The 21947-nt window shown below is 69.8% G+C and carries 20 protein-coding genes; 13 read left to right on the top strand and 7 right to left on the bottom strand.

Features of this window, described 5'->3' with window-relative positions:
* The first annotated feature begins 28 nt into the window (after window positions 1-28).
* From rapZ to ACVKXF_RS09480, 7 genes are all read left to right on the top strand, one after another.
* Window positions 29-928, top strand: coding sequence for an RNase adapter RapZ (gene rapZ / locus ACVKXF_RS09510; RefSeq protein WP_123312530.1), 900 nt, complete (start codon window positions 29-31; stop codon window positions 926-928).
* Window positions 929-1003: 75 nt separating this feature from the next.
* The gene (gene whiA / locus ACVKXF_RS09505; protein WP_111083957.1) at window positions 1004-1984 is read left to right on the top strand and encodes a DNA-binding protein WhiA; all 981 of its coding nucleotides are present in this window, start codon (window positions 1004-1006) and stop codon (window positions 1982-1984) included.
* 415 nt (window positions 1985-2399) lie between these two features.
* Window positions 2400-3404, top strand: a complete 1005-nt coding sequence (gene gap, locus ACVKXF_RS09500) for a type I glyceraldehyde-3-phosphate dehydrogenase (RefSeq protein ID WP_123312532.1) — start codon at window positions 2400-2402, stop codon at window positions 3402-3404.
* A gap of 3 nt (window positions 3405-3407) precedes the next feature.
* Window positions 3408-4625, top strand: a complete 1218-nt coding sequence (locus ACVKXF_RS09495; protein ID WP_456795560.1) for a phosphoglycerate kinase — start codon at window positions 3408-3410, stop codon at window positions 4623-4625.
* The gene (gene tpiA, locus ACVKXF_RS09490; protein WP_456795559.1) at window positions 4622-5401 is read left to right on the top strand and encodes a triose-phosphate isomerase; all 780 of its coding nucleotides are present in this window, start codon (window positions 4622-4624) and stop codon (window positions 5399-5401) included. Before ACVKXF_RS09495 ends, tpiA begins: the two co-directional genes overlap by 4 nt.
* A gap of 114 nt (window positions 5402-5515) precedes the next feature.
* Window positions 5516-5767 carry a preprotein translocase subunit SecG gene (secG, locus tag ACVKXF_RS09485; RefSeq protein WP_017887256.1) on the top strand — a complete coding sequence of 84 codons (252 nt, stop codon included), beginning with the start codon at window positions 5516-5518 and terminating at the stop codon, window positions 5765-5767.
* Between the two features lie 3 nt (window positions 5768-5770).
* On the top strand, window positions 5771-6139 hold the full coding sequence (locus ACVKXF_RS09480; RefSeq protein WP_027465686.1) for an RNA polymerase-binding protein RbpA: 369 nt from the start codon (window positions 5771-5773) through the stop codon (window positions 6137-6139).
* Between the two features lie 286 nt (window positions 6140-6425).
* Here ACVKXF_RS09480 and pgl read toward each other — a convergent pair whose 3' ends face one another.
* From pgl to tkt, 6 genes are all read right to left on the bottom strand, one after another.
* Complete coding sequence (gene pgl / locus ACVKXF_RS09475; protein WP_396288511.1) at window positions 6426-7196, bottom strand: 6-phosphogluconolactonase; 771 nt, start codon at window positions 7194-7196, stop codon at window positions 6426-6428.
* A gap of 98 nt (window positions 7197-7294) precedes the next feature.
* Window positions 7295-8239, bottom strand: a complete 945-nt coding sequence (locus ACVKXF_RS09470; protein ID WP_123312539.1) for a glucose-6-phosphate dehydrogenase assembly protein OpcA — start codon at window positions 8237-8239, stop codon at window positions 7295-7297.
* On the bottom strand, window positions 8236-9774 hold the full coding sequence (gene zwf / locus ACVKXF_RS09465; RefSeq protein WP_123312542.1) for a glucose-6-phosphate dehydrogenase: 1539 nt from the start codon (window positions 9772-9774) through the stop codon (window positions 8236-8238). The genes ACVKXF_RS09470 and zwf overlap by 4 nt, the downstream gene beginning before the upstream one ends.
* Window positions 9775-9796: 22 nt before the next feature.
* Complete coding sequence (locus ACVKXF_RS09460; RefSeq protein ID WP_456795558.1) at window positions 9797-11395, bottom strand: glucose-6-phosphate isomerase; 1599 nt, start codon at window positions 11393-11395, stop codon at window positions 9797-9799.
* Window positions 11395-12507 carry a transaldolase gene (tal, locus tag ACVKXF_RS09455; RefSeq protein WP_123312546.1) on the bottom strand — a complete coding sequence of 371 codons (1113 nt, stop codon included), beginning with the start codon at window positions 12505-12507 and terminating at the stop codon, window positions 11395-11397. Before tal ends, ACVKXF_RS09460 begins: the two co-directional genes overlap by 1 nt.
* A 127-nt stretch (window positions 12508-12634) precedes the next feature.
* The gene (tkt, locus tag ACVKXF_RS09450) at window positions 12635-14728 is read right to left on the bottom strand and encodes a transketolase (RefSeq protein WP_456795557.1); all 2094 of its coding nucleotides are present in this window, start codon (window positions 14726-14728) and stop codon (window positions 12635-12637) included.
* 432 nt (window positions 14729-15160) lie between these two features.
* On the opposite strand from tkt, the gene ACVKXF_RS09445 reads away from it, so the two are divergent.
* Entirely contained in the window at window positions 15161-16087 is a 927-nt protein-coding gene (locus ACVKXF_RS09445) for a heme o synthase (RefSeq protein WP_123312549.1), read from the top strand.
* A gap of 305 nt (window positions 16088-16392) precedes the next feature.
* Here ACVKXF_RS09445 and ACVKXF_RS09440 read toward each other — a convergent pair whose 3' ends face one another.
* The gene (locus tag ACVKXF_RS09440; RefSeq protein WP_456795556.1) at window positions 16393-17367 is read right to left on the bottom strand and encodes a COX15/CtaA family protein; all 975 of its coding nucleotides are present in this window, start codon (window positions 17365-17367) and stop codon (window positions 16393-16395) included.
* A 252-nt stretch (window positions 17368-17619) separates the two neighbouring features.
* On the opposite strand from ACVKXF_RS09440, the gene sufB reads away from it, so the two are divergent.
* The 5 genes from sufB (at window position 17620) to ACVKXF_RS09415 (ending at window position 21813) form a co-directional block, all read left to right on the top strand.
* Window positions 17620-19038, top strand: a complete 1419-nt coding sequence (sufB, locus tag ACVKXF_RS09435; RefSeq protein WP_111083968.1) for a Fe-S cluster assembly protein SufB — start codon at window positions 17620-17622, stop codon at window positions 19036-19038.
* Entirely contained in the window at window positions 19039-20304 is a 1266-nt protein-coding gene (gene sufD / locus ACVKXF_RS09430) for a Fe-S cluster assembly protein SufD (protein WP_123312552.1), read from the top strand.
* Complete coding sequence (locus tag ACVKXF_RS09425; protein ID WP_111083970.1) at window positions 20304-20630, top strand: non-heme iron oxygenase ferredoxin subunit; 327 nt, start codon at window positions 20304-20306, stop codon at window positions 20628-20630. Before sufD ends, ACVKXF_RS09425 begins: the two co-directional genes overlap by 1 nt.
* 71 nt (window positions 20631-20701) lie before the next feature.
* Window positions 20702-21484, top strand: coding sequence for a Fe-S cluster assembly ATPase SufC (sufC, locus tag ACVKXF_RS09420; RefSeq protein WP_111083971.1), 783 nt, complete (start codon window positions 20702-20704; stop codon window positions 21482-21484).
* Window positions 21484-21813: a metal-sulfur cluster assembly factor gene (locus tag ACVKXF_RS09415; protein WP_123312556.1), complete on the top strand. Its 330-nt coding sequence runs from the start codon at window positions 21484-21486 to the stop codon at window positions 21811-21813. Before sufC ends, ACVKXF_RS09415 begins: the two co-directional genes overlap by 1 nt.
* The last annotated feature ends 134 nt before the right edge of the window (window positions 21814-21947 follow it).

The following is a 21947-nucleotide window of genomic DNA, read 5'->3' as shown; positions in this document are numbered from 1 at the left end:
GGGCCGCCACGACGGAGCCCACTCCCAGATGACCGACAGCGCCACGGCGACCCCGCACGGGTCGCAGCACGACATCCTCATCGTCACCGGCATGTCCGGGGCCGGGCGCTCGACGGTCGGCAAGGCCCTCGAGGACCTCGGCTGGTACGTCGTCGACAACCTGCCGACGCAGATGCTGGCCCCGCTCACCGAGCTGGCCGACCGCGCCGGCGAGAAGATCCCGAAGATCGCCACGGTCGTCGACGTCCGCGGCGGACGGTTCTTCACCGACCCGGAGCACGCGGTCGAACAGGTGCGGTCGACCACGTCCGCGCGGGTCCGGGTGCTGTTCCTCGAGGCCACCGACGCCGTCCTGGTCCGGCGCTTCGAACAGGTCCGGCGACCCCACCCGCTGCAGGGCGAGGACACCCTGCTCGACGGCATCGCGCGCGAGCGGACCCGGCTGGCAGGACTGCGCGAGGCGTCCGACATGGTGATCGACACCTCGGACCTCAACATCCACCAGCTCGCCAACACCGTCACCGAACAGTTCGCCGACGATCACTTCGTGGGTGTTCAGGTGACGCTCATGAGCTTCGGGTTCAAGTACGGACTGCCCGCCGACGCCGACATGGTCGCCGACGTCCGGTTCCTCCCGAACCCCTACTGGGTCCCGGAACTCCGGGCCCACACGGGCCTCGACCAGCCCGTCTCGGACTACGTCCTGGCCCAGGCCGGAGCCCGTCCGTTCGTCGACCGGTACGTCTCCGTGCTGGAGCCGGTGCTCGAGGGGTACCAGCGCGAGAACAAAAGACACGCTACGATCGCCATCGGCTGTACCGGCGGGAAGCACCGCTCGGTCGCCATCGTCGCCGAGTTGGCGAACCTCCTCCGCGGGATGCCTGGCGTCGCCGTGCGTGTGAAGAACCGAGATCTCGGCCGGGAGTGACCGTCCCTCCGGCCGCTCCCCACGCACGTGCCGCCGGAATCGCGGGACCACCAGATGAACGTTAGGAATGATGCTGTGCCGTTGACTGCCGAGGTCAAGGACGAACTGGCCAGGGTCGCCGTGAACCGCAACACGGTCCGCGCCGCCGAACTGGCCACGATCCTCCGGTTCGCTGGTGGCCTGCACGTCATCTCGGGCCGCATCGCGGTCGAGGTGGAGCTCGACACCCGGATCATCGTGCACCGGGTCCGCAAGGACCTCGCGGAGCTGTACGGCGTCCGCAGCGAGGCGTCGGTCGGGTCGTCCGCGTCGTCCCGTCGCGGCACCCGCTACCTGGTCCGCGTGCTCGAGGCGGGGGAGACCCTCGCGCGCCAGACCGGTCTGATGGACGCCCGTCGTCGCCCCGTCCGCGGCCTGCCGAACCGGCTCACCACGGGCAACCGCGAGGACCTCGCCGCGATCTGGCGCGGTGCGTTCCTCGCCTCCGGCACCCTGACCGACCCGGGCCGGGCCGCCGCGCTCGAGGTCACCTGCCCCGGCAACGAGGCCGCCATGGCGCTCGTCGGGGCCGCGTCCCGCCTCGGCGTCGCCGCGAAGGGCCGCGAGGTCCGTGGCGTGCACCGCGTCGTCATCCGCGACGGCGAGGCCATCGGCCAGATGCTCACGGTGATGGGTGCCGCCCGCACCACCGCCGACTGGGAGGAGATGCGGCAGCGTCGCGAGGTCCGTGCGACCGCGAACCGCCTCGTCAACTTCGACGACGCCAACCTCCGCCGTTCGGCGCAGGCCGCCGTCGCCGCCTGCGCCCGGGTCGAGCGCGCTCTCGAGATCCTCGGCGACGAGGTCCCCGACCACCTGCAGTACGCCGGCGCGCTGCGCCTGCAGCACCGCGACGCGTCCCTCGACGAGCTCGGCCAGCACGCGGACCCGCCCATGACGAAGGACGCCATCGCCGGTCGCATCCGCCGACTGCTCGCGATGGCCGACAAGCGGGCGTCGGACCTCGGGATCCCCGGGACGGAAGCGAGTGTCCCCGAGGAGCTCGAGGGCGTCTGAGACGGGTCGTCCGACCTGCCTGACGGGAGGCGGGGGGGCCGCGGGGCCCCCCCCCCCCCCCCCGGTGCGGGCCCCGTGTCGGGCCCCGGCCCCGGCGGGGTGGGTGCCGGGCCGGCGGGCCCCCCGGGGCGCGGGGGGGGCACGGCGCGGCCCCCCCCCCCCCCCCGGCGGGGGGGGGGGGGCCCCGCGGCCCCCCCGCCTCCCGTCCGTTTCCGGACCCGTTCTCGGACCCGTCCCCGGCCTGGTTGGTGACCGTCCGGACGGACCGTCATCCCGCGCGGTCTGGCAGTGTCCGACTGCTAGGGTCGTTACGGCGACGTTACGGGGCGTATCGTCCACCACACGCGGGCCCGCCAGGGTGCGCGACTCCCGAAAGCAGCGCCCCCTGGGCGCTCCACACTCACCAGGAGATCCATTGACCGTCAAGATCGGTATCAACGGCTTCGGCCGTATCGGCCGCAACTTCTTCCGGGCCGCCCTCGCGAAGGGCTCGGACCTCGAGATCGTGGCGGTGAACGACCTCACCGACAACGCCGCACTGGCGAACCTGCTGAAGTTCGACTCCATCACGGGTCGTCTCGGCGTCTCCGTCGAGCTCGACGGTGACAACATCGTCGTCGACGGCAAGGCGATCAAGGTCCTGGCGGAGCGCGACCCCGCCAACCTCCCCTGGGGCGAGCTGGGCGTCGACATCGTCATCGAGTCGACCGGGTTCTTCACCAAGGCCGCCGACGCGCAGAAGCACATCGACGCGGGCGCCAAGAAGGTCATCATCTCCGCCCCGGCCACCGGTGACGACGTCACCATCGTGCTCGGCGTGAACGAGGACCAGTACGACCCGGCGAACCACAACATCATCTCGAACGCGTCGTGCACCACGAACAGCCTCGCGCCGCTCGCCAAGGTCTTCCACGACAAGTTCGGCATCGAGCGTGGCCTCATGACCACGGTCCACGCCTACACCGCCGACCAGAACCTGCAGGACGGCCCGCACAAGGACCCCCGTCGTGCCCGCGCGGCCGCGCTGAACATCGTCCCGACCTCGACCGGTGCAGCCAAGGCCATCGGCCAGGTCATGCCGGAGCTCGCCGGCAAGCTCGACGGCTTCGCGCTCCGCGTCCCGGTGCCGACCGGCTCGATCACCGACCTCACCCTCGAGACCAAGTCCGAGGTCACCGTCGACGAGATCAACGCCGCCTACAAGGAGGCCGCAGAGGGCCCGCTCAAGGGCATCCTGCTCTACAGCGAGGACCCGCTGGTGTCGACCGACATCACGACGGACCCGCACTCCTCGATCTACGACTCCGGCCTGACCAAGGTCATCGGCGGTCTCGTGAAGATCACCTCGTGGTACGACAACGAGTGGGGCTACTCGAACCGTCTGGTCGACCTGACCGAGTACGTCGGCGAGCGTCTGTAGCACATGGCTCTCCGCACCCTCGAGGACCTCGGCGACCTCGCCGGCAAGCGCGTCATCGTCCGTTGTGACCTGAACGTTCCGCTCAAGGACGGCACCATCACGGACGACGGCCGCGTGCGGGCGTCGCTGACGACCCTGAACACCCTCATCACCGCCGGCGCGCGCGTCATCGTGATCTCCCACCTGGGCCGCCCCGACGGGGAACCCAAGCCGGAGTTCTCGCTCGCGCCGGTCGGCCAGCGGCTCTCCGAGCTGCTCGGCAAGGAGGTCACGTTCGTCGGCGAGACCGTCGGCGACGAGGCGACCGCAGCCGCTGAGGCCCTCGAGGACGGCGACGTCCTGCTGCTCGAGAACCTCCGGTTCAACCCGGAGGAGACCTCGAAGGACGCCGCCTCGCGCAGCGCCTTCGCGGACCGCATCGCGGCACTCGGCGACGCCTTCGTCTCCGACGGCTTCGGTGTCGTGCACCGCAAGCAGGCCTCGGTCTACGAACTCGCGTCCGCGCTGCCCAGTGCAGCCGGTTCGCTGATCGAGACCGAGCTGCGTGTGCTCGAGCGTCTGACCACCTCGCCGGAACGGCCGTACACGGTCGTGCTCGGCGGGTCCAAGGTCAGCGACAAGCTCGGTGTCATCGACCACATCCTGCCGAAGGTCGACACCCTCTGCATCGGTGGCGGCATGCTCTTCACGTTCCTCGCGGCCCAGGGCCACGGGGTCGCGAAGTCCCTGCTCGAAGCCGACCAGCTCGACGTCGTCCGCGAGTACCTCTCGCGGGCGAAGGAGCTCGGCGTGACGATCGACCTGCCGACCGACGTCGTGGTGGCCGCCGGGTTCTCCGCCGACGCTGCGCACGAGACGGTCGCGGCCGACGCGATCGAGTCGTCGTCGTTCGGCACGGACGGCATCGGCCTCGACATCGGCCCGGAGACGGCTGCGCGGTTCGCGTCGGCGGTCTCCGCCTCGAAGACGGTGTTCTGGAACGGCCCGATGGGCGTGTTCGAGTTCCCGGCGTTCGCTGCCGGCACGAAGACCGTCGCGAAGGCCCTGACCGAGGTCGACGGCCTCGGTGTGGTCGGCGGTGGCGACTCTGCTGCTGCGGTCCGGTCGCTCGGGTTCTCGGACGACCAGTTCGGGCACATCTCGACCGGCGGTGGTGCGAGCCTCGAGTTCCTCGAGGGCAAGTCGCTCCCCGGTCTCGAAGCACTGGGGTGGTCCGCATGACCCGCACGCCGTTGATCGCCGGTAACTGGAAGATGAACCTGGACCACCTCCAGGCCATCGCCACCGTGCAGAAGCTCGCGTGGACCCTGAAGGACGCCCGCCACGACTTCGACGACGTCGAGGTCGCGGTGTTCCCGCCCTTCACCGACCTGCGGAGCGTGCAGACGCTCATCTCGGCCGACAAGCTGCCGATCCACTTCGGCGCGCAGGACCTGTCGCAGTACGACTCCGGTGCCTACACCGGCGACGTCTCCGGCGCGTTCCTGTCCGCGCTCGACGCGCAGTACGTCATCGTCGGCCACTCCGAGCGGCGCACGCTGCACGGTGAGACCGACGAGGTCGTCGCCGCGAAGACCGCAGCGGCCGTCAAGCACGGTCTCGTTCCCGTGGTCTGCGTCGGCGAGACCGGTGCGCAGCGCGAGGAGCGCGGTGCCGGCGTCGTGCCGGTCGAGCAGCTCCGCGTCGTGCTCGACGCGGTCAAGCCCGCCGACATCGTCGTGGCGTACGAGCCCGTCTGGGCCATCGGCTCCGGCCAGGCAGCCACGGCCGAGCAGGCGCAGGACGAGTGCGCGGCCATCCGACGTGGCATCGCCGCAGCCTGGGGCGATCAGGCCGCTGCCGACACCCATGTCCTGTACGGCGGCTCGGTCAAGTCCGGCAACATCGCCGGGTTCCTCCGCGAGCCCGACATCGACGGCGCCCTCGTCGGCGGCGCATCCCTCGACGTGCAGGAGTTCGCGGCGATCGCCCGGTTCCGCCAGCACGTCGGGCTGTAGCCGTCACACGCTGCCGTCGAAGCGGGCTCTCGTCCGCACCACTCCCGTCCAGGTACCGGCCGTGCTCCGCGCGGCCGGTACACTGGTACGGCTGACTGACACGAAAGGTACGTCGTGGCGATACTCTCCGTCGTGCTGCAGGTCCTGCTCGCAATCACGAGCCTCCTGCTCACGCTCCTCATCCTCCTGCACAAGGGCCGCGGTGGCGGCCTCTCCGACATGTTCGGTGGCGGCGTGACGAGCAACCTCGGGGCGTCCGGCGTCGCCGAGCGCAACCTCAACCGCATCACGGTGATCCTCGGTCTGGTCTGGATCGTCTCCATCATCGTGCTCGGTCTCATCAACAAGTTCACGGCGGGGGTCTGATCCATGGCTAGCGGAGGCAGTGCAATCCGAGGGTCTCGCGTCGGCGCGGGACCAATGGGCGAACAGGACCGTGGGGTCCAGGCCGAGCGTGTGGCGATCTCCTACTGGGACGCCCTCGGCAACGAGGTCGTGCGGTACTTCGCCGCGAACCTCCCGGACGAAGAGATCCCTGAGACGGTCGATTCGCCGTCGAGCGGGCTCCCCGCCGGGCGCGACAAGGAGAACCCGCCCGTGGTCTCCAAGACGGAGCCCTACAAGACGCACCTCGCGTACGTGAAGGAACGTCGCACCGAGGAAGAGGCAGCGCAGCTCCTCGAGGACGCGCTCCAGCAGCTTCGCGAGCGTCGCGGAACCGCCGCCAAGAAGGCGTAACGCACGCACACTGACGAAGGCCCCCGCACCGAGATGGTGTGGGGGCCTTCGTGTGTCGCGGAGGGCGTGCGTCCCGCCGAGGTTCTACGACACGCCACGTGGGGTTCGGCGAGGTTCCACGACATGCCGCGTACGGTTCGCCGAGGTTCCACGGACGGCCGACGCGCGCGCCCAGATGCCGAGATTTCGGAACCTGGAGCGGGGCGGGGAGCGGCGGTGGGCGAGGGGGCAGACAGACGGGAGGCCCGGTGCCAACCGGCACCGGGCCTCCCGTCAGGACGCGCGTCTAGTACGTCGACGCGATGAGGTTCTCGGGGACGTCGCGCGCGGCGTCCTGGTCCACGAAGAACACGGTGCGCTTGCGGCCCTGCACGCCACCGACCGGGACGTCCTCGACGGAGGCGCCGGCCAGGGCGAGCCCGAGGACCGACGCCTTCTCCGCACCGGACAGGATGACCCACACGCGCTGCGAGGCGTTGATCACCGGGTAGGTGACCGTCAGACGCTGCGGCGGCGGCTTGGGGGAGTCGTCGACCGACACGACGGCGCGGTCGGTGACCGTGAGCTGCGGGAACTCCGGGAAGAGCGAGGCGGTGTGCCCGTCGGGGCCGACACCGAGCAGCGTGATGTCGAAGCGGGGAGCGACGGCGCCTTCGTACGCGGCGTCCTGCAGCTCGCGCTCGTACTGCAGCGCGGCTTCCTCGATGTCGATGCCGGCGTCGGACGCGGGCATCGGGTGGATGTTCGACTCCGGGATGTCGACGTGGTCGAAGAAGTCGGTCTGCGTCCCCGTGGTGTTGCGGTCGGCGTCACCGGCCGGCACCCAACGCTCGTCGACCCACCAGACGTGGACCTTCGACCAGTCGACGCTCTCGCGCGCCGGGGACTGGCCGATCGCGGCGAGGACGAGGGACGACACCGAGCCACCGCTGATCGCGATGTCGGCACGCTCCTGCTCGTCGAGCACGTCGATGATCTTCGTGATGAAGCGTGCGGCGACCGAAGCGCCGAGGGCCTGCTTGTCCGGGTGCACGAGCACCCGCCGTTCGTTGGTCACGTGACTCCCGTGTTCGTGGCGGCCGACCGGTCGTACGACCGCCTTCGGTCCGGTCGGGCCGCCTGCACCAGACAGGCGGCCCGACCGTTGTGGGGTGCTCAGCGGGCGATGGTCTCGCGCAGCTGGGGTACCCCGTGCTTGACGACGTCTCCGAAGAGGACGTCCGGGTCGAGTCTACGGAGTTCCTCGGCCAGGCAGTCACGCAGGTTGCGGCGTGGCAGCGACAGGTCGTGCGTGGGCTGACCGGGCATCGAGAGCGTCGCGACGTCCACCAGGGAACGCTCGAGGTCGATGGTGCCCGACTCGCGCACGAGCTTGACGCCGTGGATGCCGCTCGACCCGGTCGCACGCGGCGACGTGGTGACCGTGACCGGCACCTCGAGCTGGAGCTGCAGCCAGGCGGCGAGCAGGATCGTCGACGGGCTGTCCGACGCGCCCGTCACCTCGACGCTCGTGATGGGCTCGTACGGCGGCTGGTCGAGTGCCGCGGCGAGCTGGTTCCGCCACAGGGTCAGGCGCGTCCACGCGAAGTCGGTGTCGCCCGGCACGTACGAGGCACCGAGGGCCTCGATCGCGCCGTTCGGGTCCTTCTGCGCGGCGGCGTCGGTGATCCGGCGCTGGGCGATGCGGCCCAGTGCGGAGGCCGACGGCTGCGACGGCGCGGTCTGCGGCCACCAGGCCACGACGGGGGCGTCCGGCAGGAGCAGGCCCGTGACCAGGCTCTCCTCGTCGGTCGCGGTCTCGCCGTAGGCGCGGAGGACGATGACCTCGCTCGCGCCCGCGTCGCTGCCCACGCGGATCTGCGCGTCGAGACGACCCGGCGACTTCGTGTCACCGTCGTTCTTCGACACGATGATCACGCGCATCGGGTGCTCGCGGGACGCCTCGTTCGCCGCCTCGATCGCTTCTTCCTCGTGGCCGAGGGCCGTCGAGATGATCAGCGTCAGGACGCGTCCGAGGGCGACGGCACCGCCCTCTTCTCGGATGTGGACGAGCTTCTTCTGGATCTTCGAGACCGTGGTGTTCGGCATGTCGATCTTCATGGACGCCTCCAGGTCCGGCCGTCGCGGGCGAGCAGGGCATCGGCGGACGCCGGGCCCCACGTGCCGGGACGGTACTGCTCGGGCTGGCCCTGCGTGGCCCAGAACTCCTCGATCGGGTCGAGGATCTTCCAGGACAGCTCGACCTCCTGGTGCCGCGGGAACAGCGGCGGGTCCCCGAGGAGCACGTCGAGGATGAGTCGCTCGTACGCCTCGGGGGACGCCTCGGTGAAGGCGTGGCCGTATCCGAAGTCCATCGTCACGTCGCGCACCTGGGTGCCGACGCCGGGGACCTTCGAGCCGAACCGGAGCGTGACGCCCTCGTCCGGCTGCACACGGATGACGAGCGCGTTCTGGCCGAGGGGCGACTGCGAGTTGCCGTAGACGTCCTCGGGGACACGCTTGAAGACGATCGCGATCTCGGTGACGCGACGGCCGAGCCGCTTGCCGGCACGCAGGTAGAACGGGACGCCCTGCCAGCGACGGGTCGCGATGTCGAGCTTGATCGCCGCGTACGTCTCGGTGCCGGACTCGGGGTTCATCCCGGCCTCGTCGAGGAACCCGAGCACCTTCTCGCCGCCCTGCCAGCCGCCGGCGTACTGTCCGCGCGCGGTGGCGGTCGACAGGTCCTCGGGCAGGCGCACGGCGGAGAGCACCTTCTCCTTCTCGGCACGCAGGTCTGCGGCCTTGAACGAGACGGGTTCCTCCATCGCGGTGAGCGCGAGGAGCTGCAGCAGGTGGTTCTGGATGACGTCGCGCGCCGCGCCGATGCCGTCGTAGTACGCGGCACGTCCGGCGACGCCGATGTCCTCGGCCATCGTGATCTGTACGTGGTCGACGTAGTTCGAGTTCCAGATGGGTTCGTACATCTGGTTCGCGAACCGGAGCGTCAGCAGGTTCTGGACGGTCTCCTTGCCGAGGTAGTGGTCGATGCGGAACACGTCGTCGGGCGCGAAGACGCTCTCGACGATCGCGTTCAGTTCGCGTGCCGTGCGGAGGTCGGAACCGAACGGCTTCTCGACGACCACGCGGCTCCACGAGCCCTCACGCTTCTCGGTGAGCCCGGACAGCTTCAGCTGCTCGGTCACCACCGGGAACATCTTCGGCGGGATGGACAGGTAGAACGCGTGGTTGCCGAGCGTCCCGCGCTCGGCGTCCAGCTCGTCGACGGTCTGCTTGAGCTGCAGGAACGCCTCGGGGTCGTCGAACGAGCCCTGGACGAAGCGGATGCCCTGTTCGAGCTGACGCCAGACGTCCTCGTCGAACGGGGTGCGGGAGTGTTCCTTGACGGCGTCGTGCACGAGCTGGGAGAAGTCTTGGTCCTCCCAGTCGCGCCGGGCGAAGCCGACGAGCGCGAACCCCGGGGGCAGCAGCCCCCGGTTGGCCAGGTCGTAGACCGCCGGCATCAGCTTCTTGCGTGACAGGTCGCCCGTCACGCCGAAGATGATGAGCGTGCTCGGTCCCGCGATCCGGTTCAGTCGACGATCCGTCGGCAGCCGGAGCGGGTTGTGCTCCGGGGTGATTGCCACCGGTGACATGAGTCGGTGAACTCCTTACGAGTCAGTGGGAGACGGCGGAGGCGATGGCCGCGGTGGCGGCGCGCACGTCCGACGTCGTGAGGGTGAGGACCGGGCGGCCGTGCTGCGCGAGGACACTCGCGTCACCGGCTGCCTGGGCCCGGAGGAGCTGCCCGAACGTGAACGGCCGGCCCGGGATCGCCAGGTCGTCCGGTTCGTCGGCCACGATCTGGAGGAACACTCCGGTGGCGGGGCCGCCCTTGTGGTACTGCCCGGTCGAGTGCAGGAACCGCGGGCCGTACCCGAAGGTGACCGGACGGCGCGTGCGCGCCGCCAGGGCGTCGCGGAGCGTCTCGAGGTCACGGTTCGTGGTGCGGTCGACGTACGCCTGCACCGCCACGTAGCCGGTGGCGCCCAGTTCGGACAGGAGGCCCGTCACGGCTTCTGCGAGCGTCGTCCCGACCGGCAGTCCCGGCGTCGCGGAGACGGCGATGCCGTCCTCGGTGAACGCGGGCTCGGCAGCCGTGGGACGGTCGTCGAGCAGCGCACGGGTCGCGACCTTGGCGGCCTCGACGTCGGGCTGGTCGAACGGGTCGATGCCGAGCAGGCGCCCGGCGACCGCGACGGCGTACTCCCAGACGAGGATCTGGCCACCGAGCGTCCCGGTGATCTCGACCTCGCCCTCGGCGACGTGGCGCTCGTCCTCGCGCGAACCGACCAGGCGGACGACCTGGACGTCGGGCAGCGCGGCGGAGACCTCGGGGGAGTCGGCGTGCAGCACGACGGGCAGCAGGCCACGTCCGCTCTTGCCCGTCGACTCCGCGATCAGCTGCTCCACCCAGTCGCCGAACCCGACGATGTGGGTGCCGTCCGGGACGATCGCGATCTTGTCGCGCAGCGGGTCGGTCCCCGCGAGCACCGCGCCGAGCACGAGCCCGGGGTTCTCGTCGAGGTCGACCGACAGCAGCGCGGAGATGGCGTCGGCCTCGTCCAGCAGTTCGGCGATGTCCGCCCCGGCGAGACCGGAGGGGACGAGCCCGAACGCGGTGAGGGCCGAGTAGCGGCCGCCGACGGTCGGGTCGGCGGTGAAGACACGGTAGCCGGCGTCGGTCGCGGCGGCCTCGAGCGCGGAGCCCGGGTCGGTGACGACGACGATGCGGCGGGCGGGGTCGATGCCGGCGTCGCGGAACGCCTGCTCGTAGACCCGACGCTGCGAGTCGGTCTCGAGCGTGGAACCGGACTTCGACGAGACGACGAGCACGGTGCGCTCGAGGTCGGTCGAGACGGCGGCGCGGACCTGCGCGGGGTCGGTCGAGTCGAGGACCGTCAGCGGCACACCGGCGGTGCGCGTGATCACCTCGGGAGCGAGCGACGAGCCGCCCATGCCGGCGAGGACGACGTGGTCGACCCCTTCGGCACGGAGCGACTCGCGCAGCGCGGTGATCTGGGCGACGAGCGGGCGGGAGACCGAGACGGCCTCCACCCAGCCGAGGCGCTTCGACGCCTCGGCCTCGGCGTCCGGTCCCCACAGCTCGGGGTCCTGGGCGGTGATGCCCGAGGCCACCAGGTCAGCGACGAGCCGCGGGACCACCGAGTCGATGGCCCGCGCGGCATCGCCGCTGGCAGCGATGGAAACCGTCACTACTTGGCGCCCTCGAGCGCGGTCTTCACGGTGTCGACGAGCTCGCCCCACGAGACGTTGAACTTGTCCACGCCTTCCTTCTCGAGCAGCGCCACGACGTCGTCGTAGTCGATGCCCTGCGCTGCGAGCTGGTCGAGGACCTGCTGTGCGGCGTCGAAGGTGCCGGCGATCGCGTCGCCGTGGATCTCACCGTGGTCGAACGTGGCGTCGAGCGTCTTGCCCGGCATCGTGTTGACGGTGTTCGGGGCGGCGAGCTCGGTCACGTAGAGCGTGTCCGGCAGCGACGGGTCCTTGACGCCGGTCGAGGCCCAGAGCGGACGCTGCGTGTTCGCGCCGGCCTCGAGCAGGCCGAGGGCGCGCTCGGAGGCGAACGCCTCGGTCCAGACCTGGTAGGCGAGCTGCGCGTTGGCGATGCCGGCCTTCGACTTCAGGGCCTTGGCCTCGTCGGTGCCGACGGCGTCCAGGCGCTTGTCGATCTCGGAGTCGACGCGCGACACGAAGAACGAGGCGACCGAGTGGATCTTCGACAGGTCGTGCCCGGCGGCCTTGGCCTTCTCGAGCCCACCGAGGTAGGCGTCGATGACGGCGCGGTAGCGCTCGAGCGAGAAGATCAGGGTGACGTTCACCGAGATGCCGGCGCCGATGACCTCGGTGATGGCCTCGAGGCCCTCGACCGTCGCCGGGATCTTGATGAGGACGTTCTCGCGACCGACCTTCTCGAACAGGAACTTGGCCTGCTCGATGGTCTTCGCGGTCTCGTGTGCGAGGCCCGGCTCGACCTCGATCGACACGCGGCCGTCGAAGCCCTTCGTCGAGTCGTAGATCGGCTTGAACAGGTCGGACGCGTTGGCGACGTCCTGCGTGGTGATCTCGAAGATCGCGTCGGTGAGCTCGGTGCCGGCAGCGGCCAGCTCCTTGACCTGGGCGTCGTAGCGCTCGCCCTTGGCGAGGGCCGAGGCGAAGATGGTCGGGTTCGTGGTCACGCCGACGACGTTCTTCTGCTCGATGAGCTCGGTGAGCTTGCCGGTCTCGAGGAGCTCGCGGGACAGGTCGTCGAGCCAGATGCTCACGCCGACCGCGGAGAGGGCGGCAGTGGGGGTGTTCTCAGCCATGTGTTTCTCTTCTTTCCTTCATCGGCCTGGTGGCCGGGGTCTGGGGGACCGGGGGCGCGTGGCGGGGCCGAACCGCGCCTCCCGGCAGAAGGGCCGGATCCGGCGAACCGGACCCGGCCCCTGCGGGTCAGGAAGCCGCGATCGATTCCTTCGCGGCGGCCACGACGTGCTCCGTCGTGAAGCCGAACTCCTTGAAGAGCGTCTGGTAGTCGGCCGAGGCACCGAAGTGCTCGATCGAGACGCTGCGGCCCTTGTCGCCGATGATGTCGCGCCAGCTCATGGCGATGCCGGCCTCGACCGACACGCGAGCGGTGACGTCCTTCGGGAGCACCTGGTCCTGGTAGTTCTCGGACTGGGCGCGGAACCACTCGATGGACGGGGCGCTGACGACGCGGGCGTTGATGCCCTCGCCCTTGAGCTGCTCGCGGGCCTCGACGGCGATCTGGACCTCGGAACCGGTCGCGATGAGGATCACGTCCGGGGTGCCGTTCGGCGCCTCGGCCAGGATGTACGCGCCCTTGGCGACGTTCTTCGCCGAGGCGAAGACCTCACCCGAGGCGTCGCCCTCGCCACGCTCGAAGACCGGCAGGTTCTGACGGCTCAGTGCGATGCCGGCCGGACGGTCGGTGTGCTTGAGCATCTCGAGCCAGGCGTACGCGACCTCGTTGGCGTCGGCGGGGCGGACCACGTCGAGACCCGGGATCGCACGGAGCGACGAGACCTGCTCGATCGGCTGGTGCGTCGGGCCGTCCTCGCCGAGGGCGATGGAGTCGTGGGTCCAGACGTAGATCGCCGGTGCGCCCATGAGCGCGGCGAGACGGACCGCCGGACGCATGTAGTCGCTGAAGATCAGGAACGTGCCACCGAAGGGGCGGGTGTTCCCGTGCAGGACGATGCCGTTGAGGATCGAGCCCATCGCGTGCTCGCGGATGCCGAAGTGCAGCACGCGGCCGTACGGGTCGGTGCTCCACGTCGACGTCGAGGCCTCGGTCGGACCGAAGGACTTGGCGCCCTCGATCGTGGTGAGGTTCGACTCGGCGAGGTCGGCCGAGCCACCCCAGAACTCGGGCATCAGCGGCGCGATGGCGTTGATGACCTTGCCGGAGGCGGCACGGGTCGAGACGGCCTTGTCGGTCGGGAAGACCGGCAGTGCTGCCTCGAGGCCCTCGGGGAGCTCCTTGGCGTTGACGCGGTCGAACAGCGCCTTCTTGTCGGCGTTGGCGGCAGCCCACGCGTCGAAGGTCTTCTGCCACTCGGCGTGCTGCGCCTGGCCCTTGGCGACGGCGCCGCGGGTGTACTCGAGGACCTCGGGGGCGACCTCGAAGGTCTTCGCGGTGTCGAAGCCGAGGACCTCCTTGAGGCCCTTGATCTCGTCGGCGCCGAGCGCCGAACCGTGGATCTTGCCGGAGTTCTGCTTGGTCGGCGACGGCCAGCCGATGATCGTCTTGAGGACGATGAGCGACGGCTTGTCGGTGACCTGCTGGGCGGCCTCGATCGCGGCGTGGAGCTCCACGGCGTCCTCGGAGTACTCGCCAGTCTTCTTCCAGTCGACGATCTGGACGTGCCAGCCGAGTGCCTCGTAGCGCTCGGGGACGCTCTCCGAGAAGGCGATGTCGGTGTTGTCCTCGATCGAGATCTGGTTCGAGTCGTAGAACGCGATCAGGTTGCCGAGCTGCTGACGACCGGCGAGCGAGCCCGCCTCGTTCGTCACGCCCTCCTGCATGTCGCCGTCACCGGCGATCACGTAGGTGAAGTGGTCGAAGGGCGACTGGCCGGCCGGGGTCTCCGGGTCGAACAGGCCGCGCTCGAAGCGCTGGGCGTAGGCGAAGCCGACCGAGGACGCGAGGCCCTGGCCGAGCGGGCCGGTGGTGATCTCGACACCGTCGGTGTGGCCGTACTCCGGGTGACCCGGGGTCTTCGAGCCCCACTTGCGCAGGTGCTGGAGGTCTTCGAGCTCGAGGCCGTAGCCGTGCAGGTAGAACTGCACGTACTGCAGGATCGAGGCGTGACCGGCGGAGAGGATGAAGCGGTCGCGGCCGATCCAGGTGGAGTCGCTCGGGTCGCGACGCATCACCTTCTGGAAGAGCAGGTGTGCGAGCGGCGCGAGGCTCATCGCGGTGCCGGGGTGACCGTTGCCGGCGGCCTCGACCGAGTCGGCGGCGAGAACGCGGGCCGTGTCGACGGCCTTCCGGTCGATGGCGTCCCAGGTGAATTCAGCCACTTGGATGTTGACCCTTCTTGATGCGACATGTGCGAGGGCTCGTGCCATCGCACGGACATGTGGCCATCCCGGGGCCGAGTCGTGTCGCCGTCTAGCGGCGGCCGACCGGCTCATCGCGGCCGACGTCATCGGGGCGCGCACTGCGGGAGGGCAGGTCCAGCATAGTGACCAGCCACTCAGAAGGGGTTCAGGTGACGCCCGATGTTCATGACTCGAGTCGGTCGAGGCCCCGTCTGCCGGGCGTGTCGTGCTCCGTGGCCCGTCGTTCCGCGCGGGATGGGCGAGCGGGGCATCGTCGCGGCGCTTCCATCCCGTAAACTGATCGAGACCCGTGGACATTCCGGGTCAGCGCATGCCCGGACGCCGCCGCAGTCGTCCACCGAGTGTGCGAGCTGATGCGAACAGACTGAGGTTCCCTTGCCGACTGCCACCGTGACCAGGCCCGACACCGATCGACCCCGATCGCCGCTGTCCCGCAAGGTCCGTGCGTACGTCTCGTTGACCAAGCCGCGGGTCATGGAGCTGCTGCTCGTGACCACGGCGCCGACCATGTTCCTGGCCGAGCGCGGCGTGCCGGACCTGTGGCTCGTGTTCTGGACGATGCTGGGCGGCGCGATGTCCGCCGGTTCGGCGTCGGCGTTCAACTGCTACATCGACCGCGACATCGACCGCCTGATGAAGCGGACCAGCACGCGGCCGCTGGTGACCGGCGAGCTCTCCGACCGCGAAGCCCTGGTGTTCTCGTGGATCCTGGGCGTCCTGTCGACGGCGGTCCTCGGGTTCCTGGTGAACTGGCTCGCGGCCGCCCTGAGCGTCATCGCCATCCTCATCTACGTGTTCGTCTACACGCTCTGGCTCAAGCGCCGCACCCCGCAGAACATCGTGTGGGGCGGCTCGGCCGGCTGCATGCCCGTGCTCATCGGCTGGGCGGGCGTCACCGGGTCGCTCACCTGGGCCCCGGTCATCCTGTTCATGGTCATCTTCCTCTGGACGCCGCCGCACTACTGGCCGCTGTCGATGAAGTACCGCGACGACTACGACGCCGCCGACGTCCCGATGCTCGCCGTGGTCCGCGGTCGCACCGTCGTCGGCCTGCAGGTCGTGCTGTACGCGTGGGCCACCCTGGTCTGCTCGCTCCTGCTCATCCCCGTTGCGCACATGGGACCGCTCTACACGGTGGTCGCACTGGCCGGCGGCATCTGGTTCGTCGTCGAGTCGCACCGGCTGTACTCGCGGGCGATCCAGCACGTCGAGCACGTGCAACCGATGCGCGTCTTCCACAGCTCGATCACGTACCTGACGCTGCTCTTCATCGCCGTGGGCATCGACCCGCTGCTGCCGCAGGTCTTCACCTTCTAGGCACTGCGCGCCGCCACTGGGCGACGTCGTACGACGAACTCGATGTCGTGCGACGTCGCCTTCGTCGTTCCGGGTCGGCCGCTGCGCGCGCGACCGGGTGGGGCTCTCGACGTGCGCACGGGACGGCCGGGAGGCGCGGGGCGGGGCCGCCACGGGCCTCCCGTCGGCCGTGTGCGTGCGCTGGGCGCAGGGCGCACGCGTGGTGCGATGCGTCTGCAACGAACGACACCCCACGAGTCGATCGACTCGTGGGGTGTCGCAGAACGGGTGTCGGACGGGCGGCGAGGGCGCGACGCGCCCGGGCGTCAGGCGTCGAGTGGTTCGCGCACGGCCGCGCGACCGGCGCTGGCCCGGGTCGCGAGCACGACCGCCGTGGTGGCGCCGACGAGCAGCCCGGCGAGCACCATGTGCGTACCGACCAGCCCGACCGGCAGCCCCGTGCGCGCCTGCGTCAGGCCGACGGCGATCTGCAGGAACTCGACGATGAGCAGCAGGAGCGCCCACTTGCTCGAGATCCGGAGGCGGACGGCACCGACCACGAGGACGAGCGTCAGCGCGAACAGCGTGTAGGCGGGCCAGGCGTGCAGGTGTTCCATGACCGCGGGATCGAAGCCCGTTCGGTGCAGCATGCCGCCGTCCACGGCCTCGTCGGCGCCGGCGTGCGGACCGCTGCCGGTGGTGAGGATGCCGACCAGGACGGTGACCACGACCGCGGCGACCGTGCCGCGGACGACACCGGTGTACCAGCCGGGCACCACGCGACGGCTGGTGCGGGGGCCGTGCATCGTCCGGTAGACCAGGGCCGCGGTGACCGAGGTCAGGGCGGCGGACACGACGAAGTGCAGCCCGACGACGAAGGGGTTGAGGTTCGTGAGCACGCTGAGCCCGCCGATGACGGCCTGCACGGGGATCGCGACGCCCTGAGCGAACGCGAGCCAGAACAGTTCGGGGCGCGTGCGGAGCATCCGGACGACCGCCAGGAACATCGCGATCGCCACGATCACGAGCACGAAGGTGAGCAGTCGGTTGCCGAACTCGATGATCCCGTGGACGCCCATCTCGGGCGTCGACACGAGCGAATCCGCCGTGCACTTGGGCCAGGTGGGGCATCCGAGGCCCGACGCGGTCAGCCGGACGAGGCCGCCGGTCCCGATCAACACGACCTCGACCACGAACGAGGCCCACGCCAGCGCGATGACCCGGCGGTCGACGACCCGGGGGAGCGACCACCACCGTGCGGTCCGGAGATCCTGGTCGACGGGGGGTCCGACGCGAGTCACGAGGGTGGTGCCTTCCTGTTGTTCCGTGCAGCGAACCTGTAGGATTCGAGGGTTCAGCAGCAGTCAAGTCTAGGCAGGCGCCGGCTCCGAATGGGCCGAGATCGCCGATCACTCCACGGACTGCGTGGAACCATTGTCGTTGCGAGGGAGCAGCACCGTGACCGCTTGTCAGCGGTCTGCGGTGGAATGGCGTCCAGACGCCACGGGTTCACACCTGAAGACGCTGTCCCGCGAGAAGGAAACGAGGAGACCATGTCCGACGTGCTCATCGACCGTCCCGAGCTCGAAGGGCTCGGGCAATACGAGTTCGGCTGGTCCGACTCCGACTCCGCCGGGGCCTCGGCCCGCCGTGGGGTCTCGGACGAGGTCGTCACCGACATCTCGAACCTCAAGCACGAGCCCGAGTGGATGCTCAAGAACCGGCTCAAGGGCCTGCAGCTCTTCGGCCGCAAGCCGATGCCGACGTGGGGTGCCGACCTGACGGGCATCGACTTCGACAACATCAAGTACTTCGTGCGCTCCACCGAGAAGCAGGCGCAGTCGTGGGAGGACCTCCCCGAGGACATCCGCGCGACCTACGAGAAGCTCGGCATCCCCGAGGCAGAGCGCCAGCGCCTCGTCGCCGGCGTCGCCGCGCAGTACGAGTCCGAGGTCGTGTACCACCAGATCCGCGAGGACCTGGAGCAGCAGGGCGTCATCTTCATGGACACCGACACGGCGCTCCGTGAGCACCCCGAGCTCTTCCAGGAGTACTTCGGCACCGTGATCCCGGCCGGCGACAACAAGTTCGCCGCGCTGAACACTGCCGTCTGGTCCGGCGGCTCGTTCGTCTACGTCCCCAAGGGCGTCCACGTCGAGATCCCGCTGCAGGCCTACTTCCGGATCAACACCGAGAACATGGGCCAGTTCGAGCGGACGCTGATCATCGCGGACGAGGACTCCTACGTCCACTACATCGAGGGCTGCACCGCCCCGATCTACAAGTCGGACTCGCTGCACTCGGCCGTCGTAGAGATCATCGTGAAGAAGAACGCCCGCGTGCGCTACACGACGATCCAGAACTGGTCGAACAACGTCTACAACCTCGTGACCAAGCGTGCGATCGCGCACGAGGGCGCCACGATGGAGTGGATCGACGGCAACATCGGCTCCAAGGTGACGATGAAGTACCCGTCGATCTACCTCGCCGGTGAGCACGCCAAGGGCGAGACCCTGTCCGTCGCCTTCGCCGGCCCCGGCCAGCACCAGGACGCCGGCGCGAAGATGATCCACATGGCGCCGTACACGACGTCGTCGATCGTCTCGAAGTCGATCGCCCGCGGTGGCGGTCGTGCGGGCTACCGCGGCGAGGTCCGGGTCGACCCGGCCGCGCACCACGCGGCGAACACCGTCCGCTGCGACGCGTTGCTCGTCGACACGATCAGCCGGAGCGACACGTACCCGGCGATCGACATCCGCGTCGACGACGTCCAGCTCGGGCACGAGGCCACGGTCTCGCGCGTGAGCGAGGAGCAGCTCTTCTACCTGATGTCCCGCGGCATGGCCGAGGACGAAGCGATGGCGATGATCGTCCGTGGCTTCATCGAGCCGATCGCCCGCGAGCTCCCGATGGAGTACGCGCTCGAACTCAACAAGCTCATCGAGATGAGCATGGAAGGATCCGTCGGCTAGATGTCCAGCACCACCCCTCCCCACATCGACCAGCCGATCGAGCCCGCGGCAGCCGCCCAGGGTGCCGACCAGCACGGCGCCGGAGCCCATTCCGACGGCGGCTGGGACGCCCCCGACAAGAAGATTCCGGTCCAGACCCGCTCCGAGCGGTTCCAGTCCGGCGACCTCGGGGCGTTCCCGACCGTCACCGGGCGCGAGGTGAACTGGAAGTTCGCGCCCCTGGCGAAGCTCCAGCCGCTGCTCGACGGCGGTCTCGACGGATCCGCCTACCGGTTCCTCGCCCGGCAGTCCGACGGTGCCGACGTCGAGTGGGGTCGCAGCGACGACCCCCGCGTCGGCACCGCCGGTCTGCCGGAGGACCGCGCGGCAGCCGCGGCCTGGACCGCGCGTGACGCGGTCCTCGCCGTCACCGTGAAGGCGACCGAGGCGCACGAGTTCATCACCATCACGCGCTCCGACTTCGGGACGCAGCCCCGCGCGGCGCACACGGTCATCACCGCTGAGCCGCACGCCCAGGGCATCGTCGTGCTCGACAACCGCGGCAGCGCACTGCTCAGCGAGAACATCGAGATCGTCGTGCAGGACGGCGCACGCCTGACGGTCGTCAGCCTGCAGGACTGGGACGACGACGCGGTGCACGTCTCGACGCACTTCGCCGAGGTCGGCCGCGACGCCTTCCTGAAGCACGTCGTGGTCTCGCTCGGCGGCGACGTCATCCGGGTCAACCCCTCGACGCACCTCGGTGCGCAGGGCGCCGACACCGAGATGTACGGCGTGTACTTCGCCGACGCCGGCCAGTACATCGAGCAGCAGGTCTACGTGAACCACGACGCGCCGAACACGCGCGGTCGGGTCAACTACAAGGGCGCGCTGCAGGGCAAGGGCGCGCACACCGTGTGGATCGGTGACGTGCTCATCGGCCGCGCGGGTGACGGGACCGACTCGTACGAGCAGAACCGCAACCTCGTGCTGACCGACGGCACCCGTGCCGACAGCATCCCGAACCTCGAGATCGAGACGGGCAACATCGAGGGCGCCGGCCACGCGAGCGCGACCGGTCGCTTCGACGACGAGCAGCTGTTCTACCTGCAGGCCCGCGGCATCCCCGAAGAGGAAGCGCGTCGTCTCGTCGTGCTCGGCTTCCTGGTCGAGGTCATCCAGAAGATCGGTGCGCCCGAGCTCGAGGAACGACTCATCGCCGCAGTCGAGCAGGAGCTCGCCGAGGGGCGTTCGGTGACCGTCGCCCCGGCGGAGGCCGACGCCTGATGCCCACGAAGGTCTGCGCGGAGTCCGAGATCGCGGTGGACAGCCCGATGCGTGCCGTCGTCGACGGAACCGCGGTGGCCATCGTGAAGGACTCGTCCGGCACCGTGCACGCCATCGGCGACACCTGCACCCACGGGGACATCTCGCTGGCCGAGGGGTTCATCGAGGGCGACACGCTCGAGTGCTGGGCGCACGGCTCCCGCTTCTCGCTCGCCACGGGGAAGCCGCAGAACTTCCCGGCGTACGAGCCCGTCCCGGTGTTCCGGGTCGAGGTGCGCGAGGGCGACGTCTACGTCGACGTGCACGATCCCGTCCCGGTCGACTGACACCGCCTCCCGGCCCCCACACTTTCCGCGGCCCGTCCGCGACACGACAGAAAACCGAAGGAACCCACGCAATGTCCACTCTGGAAATCCGCGACCTCCAGGTCTCGATCGACACCGATCAGGGCACCAAGGAGATCCTCAAGGGTGTCGACCTCACGATCAACGAGGGCGAGATCCACGCGATCATGGGGCCGAACGGCTCCGGCAAGTCCACGCTGGCGTACACGATCGCCGGGCACCCCCGGTACAACGTCGTCGGCGGCTCGATCACCCTCGACGGCGAGGACGTCCTCGCGATGAGCGTCGACGAGCGCGCCCGTGCCGGCATGTTCCTGGCGATGCAGTACCCGGTCGAGATCCCCGGCGTGACGGTGTCGAACTTCCTCCGCACCGCCAAGACGGCGATCGACGGCGAGGCCCCGGCCCTGCGCGGCTGGATCAAGGAGCTCCGCCAGTCGATGGCCGACCTCAAGATGGACTCGTCGTTCGCCGAGCGCAACGTCAACGAGGGCTTCTCCGGTGGCGAGAAGAAGCGCCACGAGATCATGCAGCTCGAGCTCCTCAAGCCCCGCTTCGCCGTCCTCGACGAGACCGACTCCGGCCTCGACGTCGACGCGCTGAAGATCGTGTCCGAGGGCGTGAACCGCGCCAAGGCCGCGACCGGCCTGGGCGTGCTGCTCATCACGCACTACACGCGCATCCTCCGCTACATCAAGCCGGACTTCGTGCACGTGTTCGTGGCCGGCAAGGTCGCCGAGCAGGGTGGCCCGGAGCTCGCCGACCGGCTCGAGAACGAGGGCTACGACCGCTACGTGCAGGCCGCCGCGGCGTCCGCCGCAGAGGCGCAGGCCTGATGATCGCGGCACTCGCCCCGGACAAGTTCGACGAGGTCGTCGAGGGGCTGAAGGAGGTCCAGGACCCGGAGCTCGGCGTCAACATCGTCGACCTCGGTCTGATCTACGACCTCGCCTGGGACGACGAGGCCTCGGCGCTCGTGATCAGCATGACGCTGACCAGCGCCGGCTGCCCGCTCACCGACGTCATCGAGGGCGACACCGCGAACGCCCTCGACGGCATCGTGGACGCCTTCCGCATCAACTGGGTCTGGATGCCGCCGTGGGGTCCGGAGCGGATCACCGACGACGGACGCGAGATGATGCGCGCGCTCGGGTTCGCGATCTAGTCGCGACCCCCTGACGGACGGGAGGCCCCGGGGCCCGCGGCCCCCGGGCCCCCCCCCCCCGGGGGGCCCCCCCCCCCCCGGGGGGGCCCCCCCCCCCCCCGTGGGCCGGGGGGCCCCCCCGGGGCCCCCATGCG

The organism is Curtobacterium sp. PvP017, assembly GCF_054060195.1.
The sequence above is the reverse complement of the archived record's forward strand: the minus strand, read 5'-3'. Positions and strand labels throughout refer to the sequence as shown.